This is a genomic window from Cryobacterium sp. Sr3, from assembly GCF_004402835.1.
Lineage (GTDB): Bacteria > Actinomycetota > Actinomycetes > Actinomycetales > Microbacteriaceae > Cryobacterium > Cryobacterium sandaracinum.
Map to the genome: position 1 here is coordinate 1 of NZ_SOFA01000045.1, position 17,393 is coordinate 17,393.

Sequence of the window (17,393 nt, forward strand, 5' to 3'; positions counted from 1 at the left end):
CGCGGTTCCCGACGACACCACTGCAGCGGAGGTAGCAGCCCATGGCTGAGCACGACGACGACGACTCGACCGGCCCTGAAGAGGACGCGGTCGACGTCCGCCAAATGTTCCTCGACTGGTTGACCGGGCACCTCGCCACCGTCGAGGTGACCGGCACCAAACCAACACCGTGGTGCACCCAATGGTGGCTACACCCCGAAGTCGTCGCCCGCTTCAAAGCCCTCTGGCAGGCCAGCATGCAAGCCGACGCCAGCGTCATGGACGGCGACGCCGGCGCTGTGTCGTCCTGGTGGATCAACCACTGGGACCACCACGCCGCCGTCATCTTCGACAAAGGAAACGGGCCCTTCCGCGACTGCGACCCCGACCAAGGACACCTCCACCGCCGCAAAGACACCGCCAGGATCGTACCGGCGTCGATGCCACCCGACGACGTGGAGCTCTAGCAGCGTTCGCCACGTGCGTTTTGGAACGTGCCCCGACAGAAATTGATCACTAATCGACAATTCATCAACACAAGATGGAGCTGTTCGAAGAGGGTCAGAACACTGGATGTTCCGACTGCGTCGCGAGGAACGCAGCCGGAACTTCCTCGTCCTCAAGGGTCAGGGCGAATTGCTTCGGATTGGTCAAGGTGACGATCAGGCCTATGCCTTGTCGGACCCGCTGCGGGAAGGTCTGGTACTGCCCAAATTCACAAGTGCATCAAGGACCGCTACAACCGCCGCCGCCGGCACTCCTCGATCGGGCACGTCACACTAGTTGACTTCGTAGATGCAAGACTCTCCACAGGCCGCAGAGATCCCACTCTCCGCTTTGCCCGTGGCCACTCTCCGGGTTCAAGGCCAGGCACGTTAGTTAATCGGCTGATGGGTGGGCGTCCTCTAACGGCCGTGTGGGGCTTGTGGTGATTGTATTCGTGCAGCCACCGCGGTAGCGCGTTGCGGCAGGCGGTTTCGGTGCACCCAAGGGCTCTCGCACAACGTTCAGCCTCGATCGCGTCCAAGCGTCGCCGGTGGCGCCGGTGGCGCCGGGCTGGAGCAGGAGCTCGCCGAGTGAGACGGACCGAGGAAAGTCCGGTCGTCAACGCCGACGGTCGAATTTGTCGATCTGGGGCTGTGCCAGCCCGTTGAGTTGGGGATCCAATCCAGCTCCCGCAGTGATAAGTCGCAGTGCCTCGACGTGCGCGTCGAACGCGTTTCGTCCATCCCCGGTCAATTTGCACCATGTCACCCTGCGTAAGTCGGTCCGACCTGTGGACGCACTTTTCGTGGTCGTCACCAGCCCTGCCTCCACCAAAGCCTTCAAGTGTTTCGACAAGTTGACGTCGCTGACAACCAACGCTTCCCGTAGGACAGCGAAGTCAATCTCGTCGGCAACTCGCAGAAGCCCGCAGATCCTCAGACGCAGTGGCGCGTGAATTACTTCGTTGAATCTCGGCTCAGCGCCCACGGCGAATGTCCTGCACCTGGAAACGGTCGAACAGCCGTCCGAACGCCAACGTCGCGGCAAAAGTAGCGGCGACCGGCGCGATGGTCCACCAGTTCAACTTGAGCGCGAGAAGTCCAAGTGACGTGCTGAGCATCACCAAGACAACCGCGACAAGCCCGGCGACTACGAACATCCCGCGCCATCCAAGCCGAACACGTCGAACTCGACTGGTCACGCGGGAGGCGAACAGGAGCGCCAGCACAGCGACCACAGCAAAACTGGGACCAACACCGGATCCAATCGCGGGCGATGCCACAAATAGCGCAAGAATCACCCCAAGCGCCGGGTACAGCCATGGCGGAGTTGTAACAAACGACACAAGTACGTCGCGGTCATTATTCAAGGTGTCCAGCACACCGCTGGCAGTCGTCGAACTTACTCGAGTGTCGTTTTCGTCAGAGTCTCTTTCGCTTTCCATAACAGAAAGTCTACTTATTACTTTCTGTTCAAGCAAGTGAAAAATACGAGCAGTGCTGCTCGCCGTCAGTAACCTGCGAATGCGATAAGGGCTCGCATTCGACTCAAATTGAAACCATACAACCGGTATGCTCTCGCGTGGAAGAGTCATTTTGGGGAGGGCCGATCATCATTCTTAGCGAGCAAACCGCCTTCAGCCGGACAGTGCCCCGAGAATTGGTGCATCGGGCGGCCATCGCAGAGGTCTATCTGACGTCGTTCTCTCAGACAGGTGAGGACGAGTTCGAAATCAGCGCACAGTGGCCTCGAAGTCATATGTTTTATCGAACCCTGAACGGCGCCGTTGACTCCGCACTGCTGACCGAGACATTCCGGCAGGCTACGGTCCTGGTCGCCCACCTCGGCTATGCCGTTCCTCTTGAACACAGCTTTCTGATGCCCAACATGCAGGTCACTCGCTGTGAAGACTATTTGGGCAGTGGGGACCGTCCCGCTGAGCTGCGCCTCAAACTGTCTGCGGTAGAGGTTCGTCGAACCCCCAAGAGCGTTGTGGGACTGCGTGTGGACGGAACTTTCACCTGCGACGGCAGGCTCATTGGACGGGCGAGCGCGGGAGCGCGGATTATCGATCCTCGGTCGTATTTTCGCTATCGAAACAGACACAGAGAAGCTGCTGCTGCTGCCCATCGGATGGTGGCGGTAGAACCGTCTCGGGTCGGTGTGACGACTCACTCGGGGGTACTGCTAGTTCACTCGGCCGGAAACGACAACTGGCCGCTTCGGGTGGACGTCACCCACCCGGTTTATTTCGACCACACTCTAGATCACGTTCCTGGCACGGTGCTACTAGAGGCTGCGCGGCAAGCGATCCGGCTCAAGGTGAATGATCCGAATCTCGACTTCTCTGAGCTTCGAGCGTCATTCCATTCGATAGCCGAACTCGATCAGATACAGACAGTTACCGCGTTGACTGCCCCATCGTCCGACGGCATCACCGACACCTGGACAGTGACGATCCAGTCGAACGAAGAAACGCATATGACAGCTACCTTCGCTCGCGTCCACTCGGACGTCTCGCCAATGGGTCCTCGAGTATCAGATTCGCCAAATTCGCCTTACCGCGGGGCAACGAAGGAGCGATGCTCGGGAGGAGAAGATCCCACATCTGGTGAACCCGCTCCAGAACGTCGGCTCGGTCGGTGAGCACTTCGGACACCATTTGAACCCCCGTGAATGACGCCACGATATATCGGGCAAGTTTGTCGGTATCCAACGATGGGTGCAGATCTCCCTGCAGTTGCGCGAGTGCGGCGAGCTCGCTCATCGAGCGAATCCAGTCCTCGTAAGGTTCCTGCACTAGATGCCCGAACGCTGCGGCTTCCAGCGTCAGCCTAATCCCCGCCCGGACGATTGGATCTGACACCAACTGTCGCGCAAACGATCCGCACATCAAGATCATGGATTCCAGAGCAGAATTGTCCGCCGCGGTAATCTCAGCGGCGGCGTCGGTCACCAGGGCGTGCTGGGCGCTTATGACGGCGATAGCAAGCGCCTGTTTAGACGGGAAGTGGAAGTACAAAGCCCCTTTAGTTACCGACGCCCGATCAGCGACTTGTGAGATCGATGCGTTGCCATATCCCACTTCCTCAAAAACCGACGCAGCGCCGAGAAGAATAGCGTCCCTGGTGGCTTTAGCCCGGTCTTGCAGAACCATCTACTCAACTTTCATCTCGAACTAGTCGAACGGCGGACACAATTCTTCACGAAGAGCCCAGCGATAGAGAACCCAAACCGATCGTTCTTGTAGGGGCTACCGGTTTCATCGGATCACGGGTGCTACGGACTCTCACGTCATCACCGATGGTTCACCCTACGGTATTGACGAGATCGGACAGTTCTCCGTGGCCCACGAGCGGAATCAAACAGGTTCGGGCGGAATTGGATGACGTTGATTCCCTGGCGCGCGCTGTCGAAGGTGCCCACTGCGTGATCAACGCCGCGTCCTACGTTGGATCTGATGAGAGCATCTCCATTGCAGTGAACCAGGACGGGGTTGCCAACTTGGCAAAAGCATGTCGAATGGCCGGCGTACTGGGCTTAGTGCATGTCAGCACAACTGCTGTGTACGGATCAGGCCCGCACCGGGGCGAACACGAGGACGAACTTCCACTACGTCCCGAGTCGATGACAAGCCGGAAGAGGGCGGCGGGAGACCAAGCGGTGTTAGACACAGGCGGATGTAGCGTTCGTCCCGCTCTTGTCGTCGGGCACGGAGACAAGTGGGTGGGTCCAGGCATCGAACAGATGATTCGGACACTTCGTGGGACCCTGGACCACGGCCGAGCGAAACTATCAATCATCGAAGTCGGCGACCTGGGCGCAGCGACTGCCCACCTTGCGATGCGCGCGTCGCCATTTCGCGGAGCCCTCCATGCGGCGTATTCGACGCCCCTGAGCCTCAGTGATCTCCTCCACCGTCTCAGTCCCGCATTAGGCGCTACGGCGTCTGAGCGTAGCTTCACGCTCGTGGAAGCACTTCCTCTTCTCGAAACAGTAGGTTTCACACAGCACCAGGTCCGGATGATCGCCCAGGATCATTGGTACGCGAGCGGAAAACTATGGCAAGAAGCGGGGCGGTCAGAAGCAGATCGAGGCGACTCATGGAGCGTCCTTGTTCCGTGACACCGAGGTCGTTCTTCCTGGGCTGAACTGAACGTTGAACCCGTCGGCGGGGCACGCCGGCGATAGGCGTGCCCCGCAGTGACTCCGGTCTTCAGTAGTTATCCGCGCGCCGACTCATCAGCACGCCCGCGACGAAAATGACAACTGCAAACACGAGGAAATAGAGACCGCTGCCGGCCGGAGACCAGTGGAAATCGACCCCGGCATCCAACCCCATGAAGTTCCGGGCGTTCAAGAACGGGAGGAATACCGCTGCATCGGCAGCACGCTCACCGAATAGCTGCGGCAGCATCAGCTCTACCACGCTGGGCCACAAAACCACGATCGCGATGGCTGCCGCCACATTCCGGAAAAGCGCCGCGATACCGAGCGCAAAGACTGCAGCCACACCGGCAGTTAGAGCTCCAGTGACGTAGAGACTCCACGCTGGCTGGCCAAAGATCTCTAGATCACGCGCTGCCTCGCCGGCCACCAACCGGAATGCGAGCGCAGATGTGACCAGGCAAACCGCAGCGCTAACGGCGGTGATCGCAAATCCGACCACGGCCTTCCCAATGAGAACGGTCGATCGCCGAGGTGTTGCGATGAATGTCATCTGGATCGTGCTGTGGGAATACTCCACCAACAGAACCATGGCGCTGAGAATCATCAGAGCAGTCAATCCGACGCCCAGAGTACCGTCGCCTAAGAATCCCATTGTCACCATTGGCAGGATGACCGGAATCGGACCGTTTGAGCAGTCGCTTGCATTGCAATAGTTCACCTGCTGGGCAACCGTCGCTGCAAGGAGGCTTGTTGCACCCACTGACAAGAGCAACGCGCTCAGAAGGCAGATCGCGAGGAGTCGGGTGCTGATCAGTTTGATTACTTCGGACTGGATCGACCGGATCAGGGGTTTCATGACGGTTCACTTTTCGTTCGGAATTCCGTAGCTGCGGATGTCAGTTGGAGGTAGCGCTCCTCGAGCGAATGCCCTTCGGAGATACTGATAATCCCTGCCCTGAATTCGAAGAATGCCGCCATTACTTCTGACGTCGAAGCCCCGCCAACGGAGCCGGTGGCGCCCCTTGCACTTCTGGAATGGACCGTCCACGTCCATCCGTGCGCCACCGTAGTCGCCTCAATTGGGAGTTCGTTTATGAGTTCAGGGTCATAGACCACCTCTACTGTCGCCGCGTTGTCCTTCACAAAATCGTCGAGGCTGCCGTTGAAGAGGAGAGTTCCTCTACCCAGCACCAACAAGTCATCCGCAACGAGCGCCATCTCCGGCAGCAGGTGCGACGCAATAAGTACGGTCCGGCCACGCTCGGCCTCACGGAGGAGGAACTCACGAACGAATTCAACGCCCGACTGATCCAAACCGTTCAGCGGCTCGTCAAAGACCAACACATCCGGATTACCCAGAAGTGTCGCCGCGATACCCAGGCGCTGTTTCATTCCCAGCGAAAATCGGCCGACTTTTCGGTCGCCCACATCGGCGAGGCCTACGGATGCTAACGCCTGCGACGCGTTCCGGTCCGGAAGATCTGATGCACGGGCGATCCATCTGAGATGGTTCAGGGCCGACCGGTTGGGGTGCACCCACGCAGCATCGAGTAGCGCGCCGACTTCCTGGACGGGGAAGGGCATGTCTCGGACACGCTTGCCCCGAATCAACGCGTGACCGCTATCCGCCCGCACTAACCCGAGCAGTATTCGCAACAGCGTGGATTTGCCTGACCCGTTCGGCCCCAGGAGACCTGTGATGCGGCCTGGCGGGATAGACGCCGTCAACCCACCCAGCACCACGTTGGAACCGAACTGCTTGAAGACAGATTCAAAGGCGATGCCCTCGTTTGAGGGCCTCAATCGCGTGACCGCTTGGTGGAGGGACGGTCGATTTTGTTGAAGAGCCAAATCGCAGCCACCACTGTGGCAGCGAGCACTACCGCGCCGAGGAACAGGTTCCCGGAACCCAGCAGCAGCCCCGCAACCAGTGCCAGCGGGAGCACCGGGACCCAGTATTTTCCCTTGTAGAGAATTAGTTTCATCGTTTCATTCATTTTTCGCTCCTGTTGTAGTTCGTGATTCGAGGCAGTCCATGACCTGTTTCATGTCGTCTATTGCAGCTTGGTGCCCCTCAACAGCGGCGACCCCCACCATATTGAGAACCACTTCATCGACGCCGATATCCGCATAGGTTCGGATTTCGTCTGCAATCTCAGAAGCAGAGCCGTACGCAAAAATGCCTGTTTTCAGAGTCGCTCGCACGTCATTTGCGATTTCCCCTGTGAGGACAGCTCCGGCCTTCGCTAACATGTCGCGATAGTGGGGTTGCTGAAGATGGCCGCTGTACCCCACGTAACTCAACTGCACGGGGTTCCTTGTATCAGCGGCGATTGCACACTGGAGGATTGCAACGACGCGAGGTCGTTCTCGGTTTTCGCTATCCGCGCCGCGCTGGAGCTCAGGCATCAGGACGTTGTGCAGGTAGCTTTTCGGAGTGAGCCAGGTGACGACAAAATCGGCGACCGCGCCGGCCTTCACCGCCATCCGGGGCCGTAATAGTCCACACCCAATTTCGACCGATGGTGCGTCCATCGGATAGAGACGCACGGGGTTCGGTCCTTCTGAATTGATTCCAGCCCCGTTGACGAGCGACTTCACGTCGCGCACGTACTCTCTCGTGAAGCTTCCCGGTGTCGACCCTGCAGCGGCGTTCAACGTCTCGGCAAACGCGGGCGTGCCTATTCCGTAGGCCACGCTGACAGATCGCCGCATGAGCTTGGCGAGGGACCGTGCTTGCACAGCGGCATCGTACGGTGTTCTTAATGGAGCGATGGCAACGCTGATCCCGACATCGATGGACATGCCAGATCCGGCCAGTGCTGCAAACAACTGGTGGCTCTCCACGAGCAGAGACTGGCCGATCCACAACCGGCAGGACTGTTGTTCCGCAAGCCTCCCGTACAGTTTGAGGTCGGCGACTCCATCGGCTTGCGCCGCAAAGAGGATGGAAACTTTCACAGTCGGTTCGCCGTTGCTCGGGTCGTGTCGGTCAAGCTCAGCGGAACCCACTCTCGTCGGCCCTCCAGCGCTCCTTTTAACAACGTCATAGTGTCAAGCACGCCGGACCATCCGAGGAAATAGCCCAGTGCGCTGTAGTTTTCTTGTGCCCCGATGTAGTAGCCGTCGCTGGCGGCTTTTGCCATGGCCGCGTTCCAGTAGTTTTCTGCGTCGTCAAGTGGCCATGTTTCCTCGAGGCAATCGGCTAGCCACACCAGCGACTGGACGACGCCTGCCGCACCATGGCAAACACTGAGGTCTATCTCGACGTGGGAGCCCTCTAGGGCGCAGGCCAGGTTTATCAAACGGCGAAGGTCAGGAATCGGGGTTCCGGCGCGGGCCAAATCCCCTGCGACCATGATCAGTCCCCCCGCTCCGCTACACCAGCCGATCGGTAGGTCATCGGGGGCCCTCACGATTTTTTCGCGGATCCGTTCAGCGATGAGGGCCGCCCCGCTGTAATCGTCTAACGCTTTCGCCATCCTGAATTGGCTCCAGTCAAGGCCGACGTCACCGTGCGCCAGGTCCCACTCTCCTTTTCGCCCGCCAGAGAGCGCTGTCGCCGCCCGAACTCGGGCCATGAGCATTTTGTCGGTGTCTGGTAGTCCTGACAGGATCAGCCCTGCACCCGGCAGTCCGAGAAGGGCGTCAGCGTTATTGAGCTGTTCTGACGTCCCAGTGCTCAACATGTCGTCGACGTACATCTCTATTGCTTCGATGCGAGCGGCACCGTGACCGAACAAGTACTCCAGCGAAATCGGACCGGATATTGCCGACAGCGGATTCGCCTGCAAGCTCTCGCGCTGTTGGCGCTCGATTGAAGCGATTCCCCGGTCTACATCTGCGGAGAAGGTGGTTTTGTTGCGGTCGCCCGGATCTTGGTCCGCAGAACGAGCAAACAGTGCGGCAACGCCGCCCGCGTCATGGAAGGCGACGGATATCCCCGGCTCGTAGGTCATGCGTTGCCGTCCGACGGACGTACCGAGCCACCCAACTTCGCGTCCCTGTGCTCCGTCCACCTCGACGGCAAGAGCACGGAATTCCGCAATGGCCGTCTCGGCGTCGAGACTGCCGTCCTTCCATGCGTTGGCGAAAGGGCGAGGAGGGTTCTTCGGCATCGGCAGGTTGCGCTCGATGCGCTCCACGCGCAGTTCCGCCATACCTTCGTGGATCAAGTTCTCCTCCTGCGCAAGTCCCCGAACAGACATTGACCTGAGGCCCACCTTTGCCCGGTCGAGCGGACTGAGATTCCATAAAACGTGTCCCGTGCGCCGTCCACTACGGACTCGGACATCGGCGCTATCCACGGTGAAAAGCGGTATGTCGCCCTGCTCCAACGCTGCTTTCTCCTCCGCCGCAAGGAAACGGCGAGAGAAAGCGGTCCACGGGTAGTTGCCCATCGGAGGGCTGAGGACTGCATATACTCGCTGCGCTGCCTCGTCGTCCTTGAGGTTGTCCGGGTGGGTTAGTGCGTCGAGGAGTTTCGCGTATACAGCGGTTGATCGCAAAATCTGGCGGATGGGAAAGCTTTCGGCGCTGAGAACCTCCCAGAGCACGTCGGAGTGAAGTTCGATAGCTCGATATGTGTTGCGGTAGCCACGAAAAAATTCATCCTGATAATCCAACACATCGGTTGTGGTTCCATCTGAGCGGCGCAGGACGTTGTCGGTTTGGCGGTGCGGGAAGTTTTTCCTCGCTATATCAACAGCGTCCGTGTCTACGTCGACTTGAACATAATCTGTTCGTTCGGATATTTGCTCGTAAGGGATACCGATTCCCCCCATCAGGATGCTGTACGGCCCAGACGGCATGCGTTGGGGTAGGAGCATTGTGTTCGCCGCAGAAAGTTTGACGCGCCCAATCAGCGCCCACGGGATTGTGTCTGAGTTGAAGGAGATCATCGCGCTTAGCGCGGTTTCCAAATCGAGCAGGACTGGGTGATCCTGATCCGCCAGTACGTTTTCGTGATGCAGGTCGGAAGCACCGATGACCCCCATGAGAGCTGTTACCGCGCCAAGCTCCTCGTAGTAGTTGGAGACGTCCTCGTTGGTCTTGGCATTGTCTGTGGAGATAAACTCCTGCCATCCATAGGAGATGCGGTCAACTGATCGTGGCGCGCAGTGCTCCAGGTCACGTCCTTGCGCATCGCCTAACACGCGCAATAGCCGACGAATCATACATTCCGCCCCTAAGCTGCGGGGTTTATAGATCAGTTTGTCTCCGCTATCGAATCCGATCACAGCCACCGTGCGACCTTGGTTATGCGAGTCGGCTGCCATCTGGCGGATCGAGGAGGGAGTAGATCGGTCACCGAGGAGCCCCTCGGAAACGAGGAGGGATCGATCTGATGCGAAGCGCTCAGCAATTTCACCGATATGACGCACACTGTTCTCAACGACCTGATCCAACATCGACTTCAGGCGCGGGTAGGTGGTGAACCAGTCGAGGACCGTGGCCTCACTGAATTCTGCGGCGTAGCTTTTTGAGGCGATCTCGGACAGCGGGTCGGCGGGAAGGCCAAGCGATTCACGGTAGCGGTGGAACTCGACGACATAAACACGCGCGACGAGCAAGTTCAATCGGCCCGCCAGGCATTGTTCCGCCGCGGTTTCCAGAACACCTTCCGCGAAGTCCGATCCGCGTTGACTTTCGACGGTGTGGAGCTTCGCGCGGTAGTACTCGATGAATGTCGCGTTGATGTAGTTCATTCGTGGAAGTCTCAGTTTCCTGCGTAGGAGGGCGTGTCTTGTAGGCCTTGGTCGGCTGACTGTCGGTACATCGATGTGTAGACGCCGTCACGGGCCAATAGTTCGGCGTGGGTGCCTTGTTCGACTAGGTGGCCGTTTTGAAGTACGGCAATAGAGTCGGCATGCTCGACGGTGGATAGTCGATGCGCGATGATCACTTGGGTGCAATCCAGCTCTTGCAATTTGTCTTGAATCAGCCATTGATTGCGGTTATCCAACGCGGAGGTCGCCTCATCCATCACCAAGATCTGGGGCCGCCTCAGAAGCGCTTTCGCCATCAAGACACGTTGCCGTTGACCGCCCGACAGGTTTTGCCCCATTTCCGCAACTACGGTCTGGTATCCCATCGGCAATGTCTTGACGAAGTCCAAAAAGTCCAACGACTCACCGAACGTGATCGCTTCCGCTTCTGAAATCTGCGTTCCAAGAATTAGGTTTGCCACGATTGTGCGATTGTGCAGGTATCCCTCTTGCGGGAGATATCCAATGTTCTGGCGGAGAGAATCCAAGTTGAAGGTTTGGTGCTCGATCCCTCCGTACCGAACTGTTCCGGATGTTGGCTCGTAGAGGCTCGCGATGATCTTGCCGAGAGTCGATTTCCCAGAGCCGGATTCGCCCACAATCGCCAGTGTCGATCCGGACGGAATGTTCAGGCTGATGTCCTCAAGAACCGCCGGGGAATGATCCGTGTATTGGAAGGAGACGTCATCGAGACGAAGCCCGCCGTGAGGGAGGCTGGTGGCCGATCCCCCTGACCGCTCAGGCTTGGTGCCGTAGATCTCGTCGGCACGCTCAAGATAGCTTCCCGCAACCGTGATTTGAGTGAAGGCCTGAAAGAGGGAGGTACTCAGCCCGAAGAGAAGGCCGGACACACCCTGGACTGCTATGGACTGCCCGATGGTAACCCGACCATCCTGGGCCCACGCGAAACTGATGATCATGAGCGACAGAGGAGCAAACCCCTGAATTCCTCCGACGAAGGAGCCGGCCCACGCTTGCTGAATGCGTGTTCGTGTCACCATCGCGTCGAGTGCGCTGCTGTACGCCTCCTTCCAATCGTTGAGGTAGGTGGAGGCGTAGCCGCCCACTCGGACGCTGGTAATCGACACAATCGCATCTAGCTGCAGGCTCTGCGACTTCGCCGTTTCGTTGACCTCGCGGTCCGTGGCGTTTTTAATCAGCCGTCGCGTGGCCCAGAGTGCAATGACGACCAGGCTGGCCAGCGCGAGAGCGATAAGCCCCAGTTGAGCTGAGACGGAGAAGATGTACAGCACTAGTACCGCGACTGTCAGGATGTCGAGCACCCCCTGGACCACCTGGGTGGCAAGAATGTCGCGTACTTGGTTGAGGCTGTTGAGCCGGTACATGAGCTCGCCCGGTGGCCGGTTCATAAAAAAGGCGATGGGCAAGCGGATCAGACGTTCGAAGGCGCCGCTCAGCAGTTGCCAGCTCACTCGTCGGGTGAGGTTCGTCGTGACGTACGTCCGCGCCAGCTGCGTCGTTATGTACCCTAAAGCGGCCAGGGCGATGCCGAGCATCGCAGAGCCCAGACTGAAGTCGGTTCCTGACGCAGCGTCCACGAATTTCTGCGTCATTGTTGGTATCGCTAGGGTAAACGCAAGAACGGCGAGGCTCAGGACGGCGAGAAGAAAGTAGTTTCCGCCAGACTTCTTCGGCCAAATTGGCTTGCCGCGCCAATTGGCAAGAGCAGGTCGCTTCCGTCCCTCAAAGTCTTCTTTTGGCTCCGCAAGGAGTACGTACCCCGAGAAGTCGTCGTCGAACGATTCGCGGGTGACCGTTTGCCGCCCGCTCGCAGGGTCCATAATTTTTGCGCGCCGAAAACCTAAATCGTCCACAACGACGAAGTGATTGTTCCTCCAGTAGGCGATGAACGGGGTGGGAAGATTATCTAGCCCTCGTGGGTCGCGCACCCGGTACATTCGCGTCTGCAATTTTTGAGCGGACAGGAGCTGACCGATCTGCTTGAGGCTCAATCCGTCGCGACCGGGTTCGATGACCGTTCGCATCTCCAAGAGGGAAAGGTCGCGGCCATGATGTGCAAGCACGGACCTCGCGCAACATAGGCCACACTCCGTCTGCGCGACTTGAAGCGTTGCCGGAACCCGCGTCATTGGGTGGCGCCGCCAGCGACGAACGCAGGAGAGTGCAGCGCTAGTTGCGGATTCAGTCGGTGGGCGATGTGCCAGATGAGGCTGGGACGTCCCGCCATAAGACTTCGACTGAAGTTGTATCGACTGCTGTCATCTCGTGTGCGCGCTTCTAGGTGCTGTGGACTCAGGTAGCCGCCAAGACGTTCGGCGAGAGCCGCCGCTACGTCATCATCAGTCGACAGAATTCGAGCCGTCTCGTAGAGTCCAAGGACTCCATGGCAAATGGTCAAGGACGTCGAGACTTGCGGTCCTATGGACTTCATCATCTGCGTCACATCATCTCGACCGAGCAGACCCGCGTTCGCAGCCTGGTGAAAGCTGAGGAGCATGCCTGCCGCGCCGTTGCACCACGAGTCTGAGGAGCGTTCCAAGCCCGTGCGGTTGGTACGCACCAGTCCTCCTGGACGCCTAAACGCGGTGTTGATCTCGTTCACCGCAGCCAGCGCCAAATTTCGTGCGTCGACTGAGCCGGTCCGAGAATAGCCACGGGAAGCAAACATTAGGACGCCTGCTACCCCGTGGGCCAATCCGCTGTATTCCATGCGTTCGACAACGTTGTGCTCCAGCGCGAATGCGCACTGTTCCGTCACCGACATCCGAGCGCTGGGGGTGATCGACCCTGCCACCAGTTCGGCGCCCACACCCCCGGACAGCACGTCGAAGTACTGGTCGTTGAGTGGCACCGCACCCAGGAGTTCGCTGCCGTGCCTGGCTGATGCGACCCAGTCGTTTTTTCCTGCGATTTGTCCTGCGGTGGCGAGGCTCCACAGGGTTCCGGCGAAGCCGCTGTACGCCCCGATCCCTGCACGAGCAATACTTCGCATTTCGTACGAGTCGGTCCTGAGGATTCTCGCGATCGGTTCAAATACCGCGGTTGCTGTCTCCATGAGCGTGTCGTCTTCTACAGCACGCCCGACCGCCAAGAGACTGAGGGCGGTACCGACGCGCCCAGTGTAGAGATCGTACCCGAGCACGCCGGGTGGCCACGGACGGTCGGGATCTCCGGAGGCGACGGGACCCACCCATGTTTTCGGGAGGTGGGGGAAGTGATCGTCGACCATCTCGTCTCGCAGTTGCAGGCCCAAGCGCACGCCGAGGTCTTGGAGCTTCCCGTGTTCCTTGCCCGAGTTCGCATAATGAATGGCAGGCGATGCAAGGCGGATTTGGTTGGCGAGCATTGAATCGTGGGGGTCGGGAAGTTTCGCGTAGAACGCGATGCGGATTAGGTCGGTTTCCCTCACCATGTCTTTTTCCGATAAGGCCTGCAGTTTCAATCGCACATCGCGCAGCGGCGAGAAGTCCACCTCGCCCACGGGGTTGGACCCATGGCCAGAATGGAGGATGTGGTCATCGGCACCGATGCTGAAGTAGGGGACATCTCCCTCCCACAGCTGGTCGCACTCTGATCGCACAAGTCGCACGTCTGCGCCACGGCTGGCTATTCCGATGCGGCGGACAAGACCACGGGCGAGTTCCTCTGAGTGACTTGCATCAGACCCGGTGAGCATCCGAAGGAGATGCGTGTATTGGATAGTTGCGTTGTGAATGTAACGGAGCGTTGCCCCCGAGAATGCTTTGTCAATCGAGGTGCCCATCCACTCTTTCGCTCCGGAGAATTGCCGGTACGCGGAAGTGAACCCATCGATTACCTCTTCACAGGATCTTTGGATGCGTTCCGCCCCTTGGCTGGACTGGGTGAGCATGGCGCCCGGCGAGATGCTGGCGTCGGGCGCCCAGATCACCTTCATGTCCGAGCGGAAAGCGTTTGTTACACGGAACTGCCGGAAAGGAGTGTCCCCTTTTTGTTCGCCGCCTCCGACATACCCGGCGTCTAGGAAACCGTCCCTGCCCGGGCTGGTGATGATCAGCGGGAGTACGCCGGTGCCGTACACCGACCGGTCCAGGAGTCGGTATGCGCTCAGCGGCGATTCGGAGGTCCCCGATGCCTTGTGTCGGTACGGGTGGAGGAGGGTTTCGAGGTCCACCGGCACTGGACCGCGACGAGTTGTGACAATGTTCGAATAGTGCATATCTCGTGCGTTGAGGACGTAAAGCAGAGCGAGAAGTTCACCTGTGGATCGCATCGAGTCTGTCTCCGGCGCGGTCGTTGTCACGTATTCGACATATCCGTATGAGGCCCGGGCGATTACCCGTGCGGACAGAAATGTTGTCCCGAAACGCGAATTCAGCTCAGCGCACAAATGGCTGTATCCGGCTTCCGAGTCCACGGATCGGGGTTTGTAGATGAGCTTCGTTCCGTCTTGGAAGTCGATGATGCTGACGGAGCGTCCCTGGTGATGGGTGTCCCCGGCTGTGGTGATTGCGCTCACGGACGGACGGGGGTCTATACCCAGCTGTCTTAGGGTCGGGCGGTCCTCGTGGATTCTTTGCAGAGTTTCCGAGTAGGCCGCGATTTGGTTCACCAAGCTGGTGTTGATTCGTTCCGATAACACGGGATAAAGCTCGAAAAGTCCTTTGAACCCGTCGAGCATCAGGTCGCGACAGAACGTTTGATATACCGTCTGAGCTGCCTTCGCATCGCTCGACGGCATCGCGTCTACCAGCGGGCGGATAGCCAAGGTGACAACGCTTTCGCCAAGCTGCGCGAGGGCCTGTCGACGAAACCGGTCGACGTTCTGAAGCTGGTGATCGAGCCCGCCCGTCCAATTCTTCTGCCACAGGTGTGAGGCGATGGCGTTGCCGACTGACTCGAAGCTGTGCTGCTCAGAATCCGCGCCGAATGTCGCGAGCGGCCTGTCGATTGGATCGACGACTATCGGGGTGCTCGCGGAGGCACGCACGATCGTCTCTTCGATCGGTCGTATCACCGTGTCATATTCCTCGAGGGTGAGTTCCGGGTAAAGCAGATTTTTCATAGCACGACTTTCCATCCCGAGCTCGGCGTATCGCTCCGAATGTTGAGAGGCGCGCCTGAGCCATTCGTCTGAGGCGCGCCCAGCTGCATGGGCTGTGAGATCTAGCTCAGCGCGTTAGCAGCGAGTGGTGCACGCGGTCGTGGGACAAGTGTTGTCCGAGACGAACGACGCGGCCCAGGTCGCGAGGGCAACGCTGGCGACACAGAAGACGGTCGTCCCGCCGTGCACATCGCCCTCAGTGAGTTCGAGAAGTTCATTGTCGGTGTAGCGACCGAGTTCAAGGTTCTTGATCATGGTTTTTTCCTTTCGTTGATGGTTTAGATGAAACGATGAGCGCGGATGGAGCTACGCGCACCAGGACATGCACTCGACGGAAATCGTGCACCATCCGCCGTTGTTGCCGTAGGCGTCGCTGAGCGAGAAGGTGTTCGTCGTGCAAGCACCAAAGACGTCTCCGTCAAAGGACTGCTCGTTGATCTCCTCAATCCAGTCGACCGTGTTTCCTGTTTTCCGTTGAAGTTGCATGGTTTTCCTTCCCAATCGGTTGATTGCTGGATCGCGCTTCTGCATGGGTTTCAGACACAAGTGCCCCGTGGTTCTCGCGACAAGCGCGTGCTTTGAACGGAGCCTGAGATCACCTCAAGCGCGCGTTCAGGGCAAAGTCCCGCCACCGTCCCGGAGGACAGAATTGGAGTGATCCATGGACGCGTCACTCCGGAGTGCCCACCCACAGAAAATCCAAACTCCCCGAAAATCCAAGCTCCCCAAAACTTTCACCTGTTTCCAGTGATCTGAAAATAACCTGATAGACACCCTGCAACAAGCCGTACGTCCGGTTTGTTATTGTTCCGTTACCTTGAGCGCGTATCACTTGCGGCAGGGACCACGAAAGTTGGTGGCGAAAGATTGGGTGGGCTCATCCCGCTGATGGCATCGCACCGCCCCGACTCACCGACCGACCATGTTCGTGGCGGCAAGGAGAACCAGATGATCGACTGGAAAGCCCGCATCATGACCGGCCTCCTCGCCCTCCTCACCGCACTGGCCCTGCTTGTTGCCGTGCACGTCGGTGCGATGATCACCCCCACCGGCACGACCTATCCGTGGAACCCCGCCGCTCTCGTGGGGGACTTCCTCTTCCGGGACGCACCGTGGCCGCCCTCGGCAACCTGGACAAGCGTGGTTGCCCTGGTCCTGGCCGTGGGGCTGTTTGCGTTCATCCTGGCCAAGCAGGCCCAATGGGCGTCGACCAAGCGCAACAACGTGGCGCTCCGGCACATGGCCACCACCCGGCAGTCCGCCGTGCTGCGCGAGAAGCTGCGGGCCAAGGAAGCGGCTCAGCTGCACCCGGCCGCGGTGAATCTGCCGGCGGGGGAGCGGGTCGGCCGCCTCGTCGGCCGGGGGAACCGGTGGGTGTATCAGTGGTGGCGGGACCTGGGCGTGTACGTCTTCGGCACCGGCCGCGGCAAAACCTCCGCCCTCGTAATCCGGCACATGCTCGAAGCCCCTGGCGCCGCGATCATGACGTCCAACAAAGTCGACGGCGTCCGCGAAACCCTCGCCGGCCGGGCCGGGCATGGCCAGTCGTTTATCTTCGACCCCAACCGCATCTACCGCCGGGCCCTACAGCCTGACTTCGTGTTCAACCCGCTCGACTACATCCGAAGCGCCTCGGACGCCCGGGAGCTCGCCGCGATCTTCGAAGCCTCGACCCGGAAGGCCTCCGACCGGGGCGGTGACTCCCAGTTCGATACCGCCGGGCGGGACATGCTCGCGTACTTCTTCTACGCCGCCGCCCTCGAGCAGGAACCCCTGTCCCAGGTGTTCGCGTGGATCGCCCGGGCTGAGGGGTACGACGTGCAGCAGATCCTCGCCCACCACGGAAAAACCGGGCCCTCCTCCACGATCGAGGGCATCCTGAGCTGGCCGGACAAAACCAAGGGCAGCGTCTACGCCACCGCGCA

General features: G+C 59.3%; 14 protein-coding genes and 1 pseudogene. 2 read left to right on the forward strand and 13 right to left on the reverse strand.

The features are described from left to right. The first annotated feature begins 41 nt into the window (after positions 1-41). Positions 42-446, forward strand: a complete 405-nt coding sequence (locus E3N94_RS14930; RefSeq protein ID WP_134570499.1) for a DUF4913 domain-containing protein — start codon at positions 42-44, stop codon at positions 444-446. A gap of 398 nt (positions 447-844) precedes the next feature. On the opposite strand, the pseudogene E3N94_RS17335 reads toward E3N94_RS14930, so the two are convergent. The 13 genes and pseudogenes from E3N94_RS17335 to E3N94_RS15005 all read right to left on the reverse strand — a co-directional run. Continuing rightward, positions 845-961, reverse strand: a pseudogene (locus E3N94_RS17335) (IS481 family transposase); the annotation flags it as partial. 122 nt (positions 962-1,083) lie between these two features. Continuing rightward, on the reverse strand, positions 1,084-1,452 hold the full coding sequence (locus E3N94_RS14940; RefSeq protein WP_134570501.1) for a transcriptional regulator: 369 nt from the start codon (positions 1,450-1,452) through the stop codon (positions 1,084-1,086). Continuing rightward, on the reverse strand, positions 1,442-1,909 hold the full coding sequence (locus E3N94_RS14945; RefSeq protein WP_134570502.1) for a hypothetical protein: 468 nt from the start codon (positions 1,907-1,909) through the stop codon (positions 1,442-1,444). The genes E3N94_RS14940 and E3N94_RS14945 overlap by 11 nt, the downstream gene beginning before the upstream one ends. Positions 1,910-2,953: 1,044 nt before the next feature. Continuing rightward, entirely contained in the window at positions 2,954-3,622 is a 669-nt protein-coding gene (locus E3N94_RS17340; protein WP_134570504.1) for a ScbR family autoregulator-binding transcription factor, read from the reverse strand. Between the two features lie 1,059 nt (positions 3,623-4,681). Then, on the reverse strand, positions 4,682-5,491 hold the full coding sequence (locus E3N94_RS14965) for a hypothetical protein (protein WP_134570505.1): 810 nt from the start codon (positions 5,489-5,491) through the stop codon (positions 4,682-4,684). Continuing rightward, positions 5,488-6,378, reverse strand: coding sequence for an ATP-binding cassette domain-containing protein (locus tag E3N94_RS14970; RefSeq protein ID WP_198416300.1), 891 nt, complete (start codon positions 6,376-6,378; stop codon positions 5,488-5,490). Before E3N94_RS14970 ends, E3N94_RS14965 begins: the two co-directional genes overlap by 4 nt. 56 nt (positions 6,379-6,434) lie before the next feature. After that, entirely contained in the window at positions 6,435-6,632 is a 198-nt protein-coding gene (locus E3N94_RS14975) for a hypothetical protein (protein WP_134570506.1), read from the reverse strand. Next, on the reverse strand, positions 6,625-7,596 hold the full coding sequence (locus tag E3N94_RS14980) for an LLM class flavin-dependent oxidoreductase (RefSeq protein WP_166790120.1): 972 nt from the start codon (positions 7,594-7,596) through the stop codon (positions 6,625-6,627). Before E3N94_RS14980 ends, E3N94_RS14975 begins: the two co-directional genes overlap by 8 nt. Next, positions 7,593-10,343, reverse strand: coding sequence for a type 2 lanthipeptide synthetase LanM (gene lanM / locus E3N94_RS14985; protein WP_134570508.1), 2,751 nt, complete (start codon positions 10,341-10,343; stop codon positions 7,593-7,595). Before lanM (E3N94_RS14985) ends, E3N94_RS14980 begins: the two co-directional genes overlap by 4 nt. 11 nt (positions 10,344-10,354) lie before the next feature. Continuing rightward, complete coding sequence (locus E3N94_RS14990) at positions 10,355-12,514, reverse strand: peptidase domain-containing ABC transporter (protein WP_134570509.1); 2,160 nt, start codon at positions 12,512-12,514, stop codon at positions 10,355-10,357. Beyond that, positions 12,511-15,429, reverse strand: coding sequence for a type 2 lanthipeptide synthetase LanM (gene lanM, locus E3N94_RS14995; protein ID WP_166790121.1), 2,919 nt, complete (start codon positions 15,427-15,429; stop codon positions 12,511-12,513). The genes E3N94_RS14990 and lanM (E3N94_RS14995) overlap by 4 nt, the downstream gene beginning before the upstream one ends. Before the next feature lie 114 nt (positions 15,430-15,543). Next, entirely contained in the window at positions 15,544-15,723 is a 180-nt protein-coding gene (locus E3N94_RS15000) for a class II lanthipeptide, LchA2/BrtA2 family (RefSeq protein ID WP_134570511.1), read from the reverse strand. A gap of 51 nt (positions 15,724-15,774) precedes the next feature. Further along, positions 15,775-15,954, reverse strand: a complete 180-nt coding sequence (locus tag E3N94_RS15005) for a plantaricin C family lantibiotic (RefSeq protein ID WP_134570512.1) — start codon at positions 15,952-15,954, stop codon at positions 15,775-15,777. A gap of 462 nt (positions 15,955-16,416) precedes the next feature. Between E3N94_RS15005 and E3N94_RS15010 the strand changes: the two genes are divergently transcribed. Further along, positions 16,417-17,393, forward strand: a 977-nt coding sequence (locus tag E3N94_RS15010; RefSeq protein ID WP_166790122.1) for a type IV secretory system conjugative DNA transfer family protein, incomplete at its 3' end; no start/stop codon positions are given.

Coding starts and splice junctions, on each gene's coding strand:
- E3N94_RS14930 (WP_134570499.1), top strand. CDS start 42: ATGGCTGAGCACGACGACGACGACTCGACCGGCCCTGAAGAGGACGCG.
- E3N94_RS14945 (WP_134570502.1), bottom strand. CDS start 1,909: ATGGAAAGCGAAAGAGACTCTGACGAAAACGACACTCGAGTAAGTTCG.
- E3N94_RS17340 (WP_134570504.1), bottom strand. CDS start 3,622: ATGGTTCTGCAAGACCGGGCTAAAGCCACCAGGGACGCTATTCTTCTC.
- E3N94_RS14965 (WP_134570505.1), bottom strand. CDS start 5,491: ATGAAACCCCTGATCCGGTCGATCCAGTCCGAAGTAATCAAACTGATC.
- E3N94_RS14975 (WP_134570506.1), bottom strand. CDS start 6,632: ATGAATGAAACGATGAAACTAATTCTCTACAAGGGAAAATACTGGGTC.
- lanM (WP_134570508.1), bottom strand. CDS start 10,343: ATGAACTACATCAACGCGACATTCATCGAGTACTACCGCGCGAAGCTC.
- E3N94_RS14990 (WP_134570509.1), bottom strand. CDS start 12,514: ATGACGCGGGTTCCGGCAACGCTTCAAGTCGCGCAGACGGAGTGTGGC.
- lanM (WP_166790121.1), bottom strand. CDS start 15,429: ATGAAAAATCTGCTTTACCCGGAACTCACCCTCGAGGAATATGACACG.
- E3N94_RS15000 (WP_134570511.1), bottom strand. CDS start 15,723: ATGATCAAGAACCTTGAACTCGGTCGCTACACCGACAATGAACTTCTC.
- E3N94_RS15005 (WP_134570512.1), bottom strand. CDS start 15,954: ATGCAACTTCAACGGAAAACAGGAAACACGGTCGACTGGATTGAGGAG.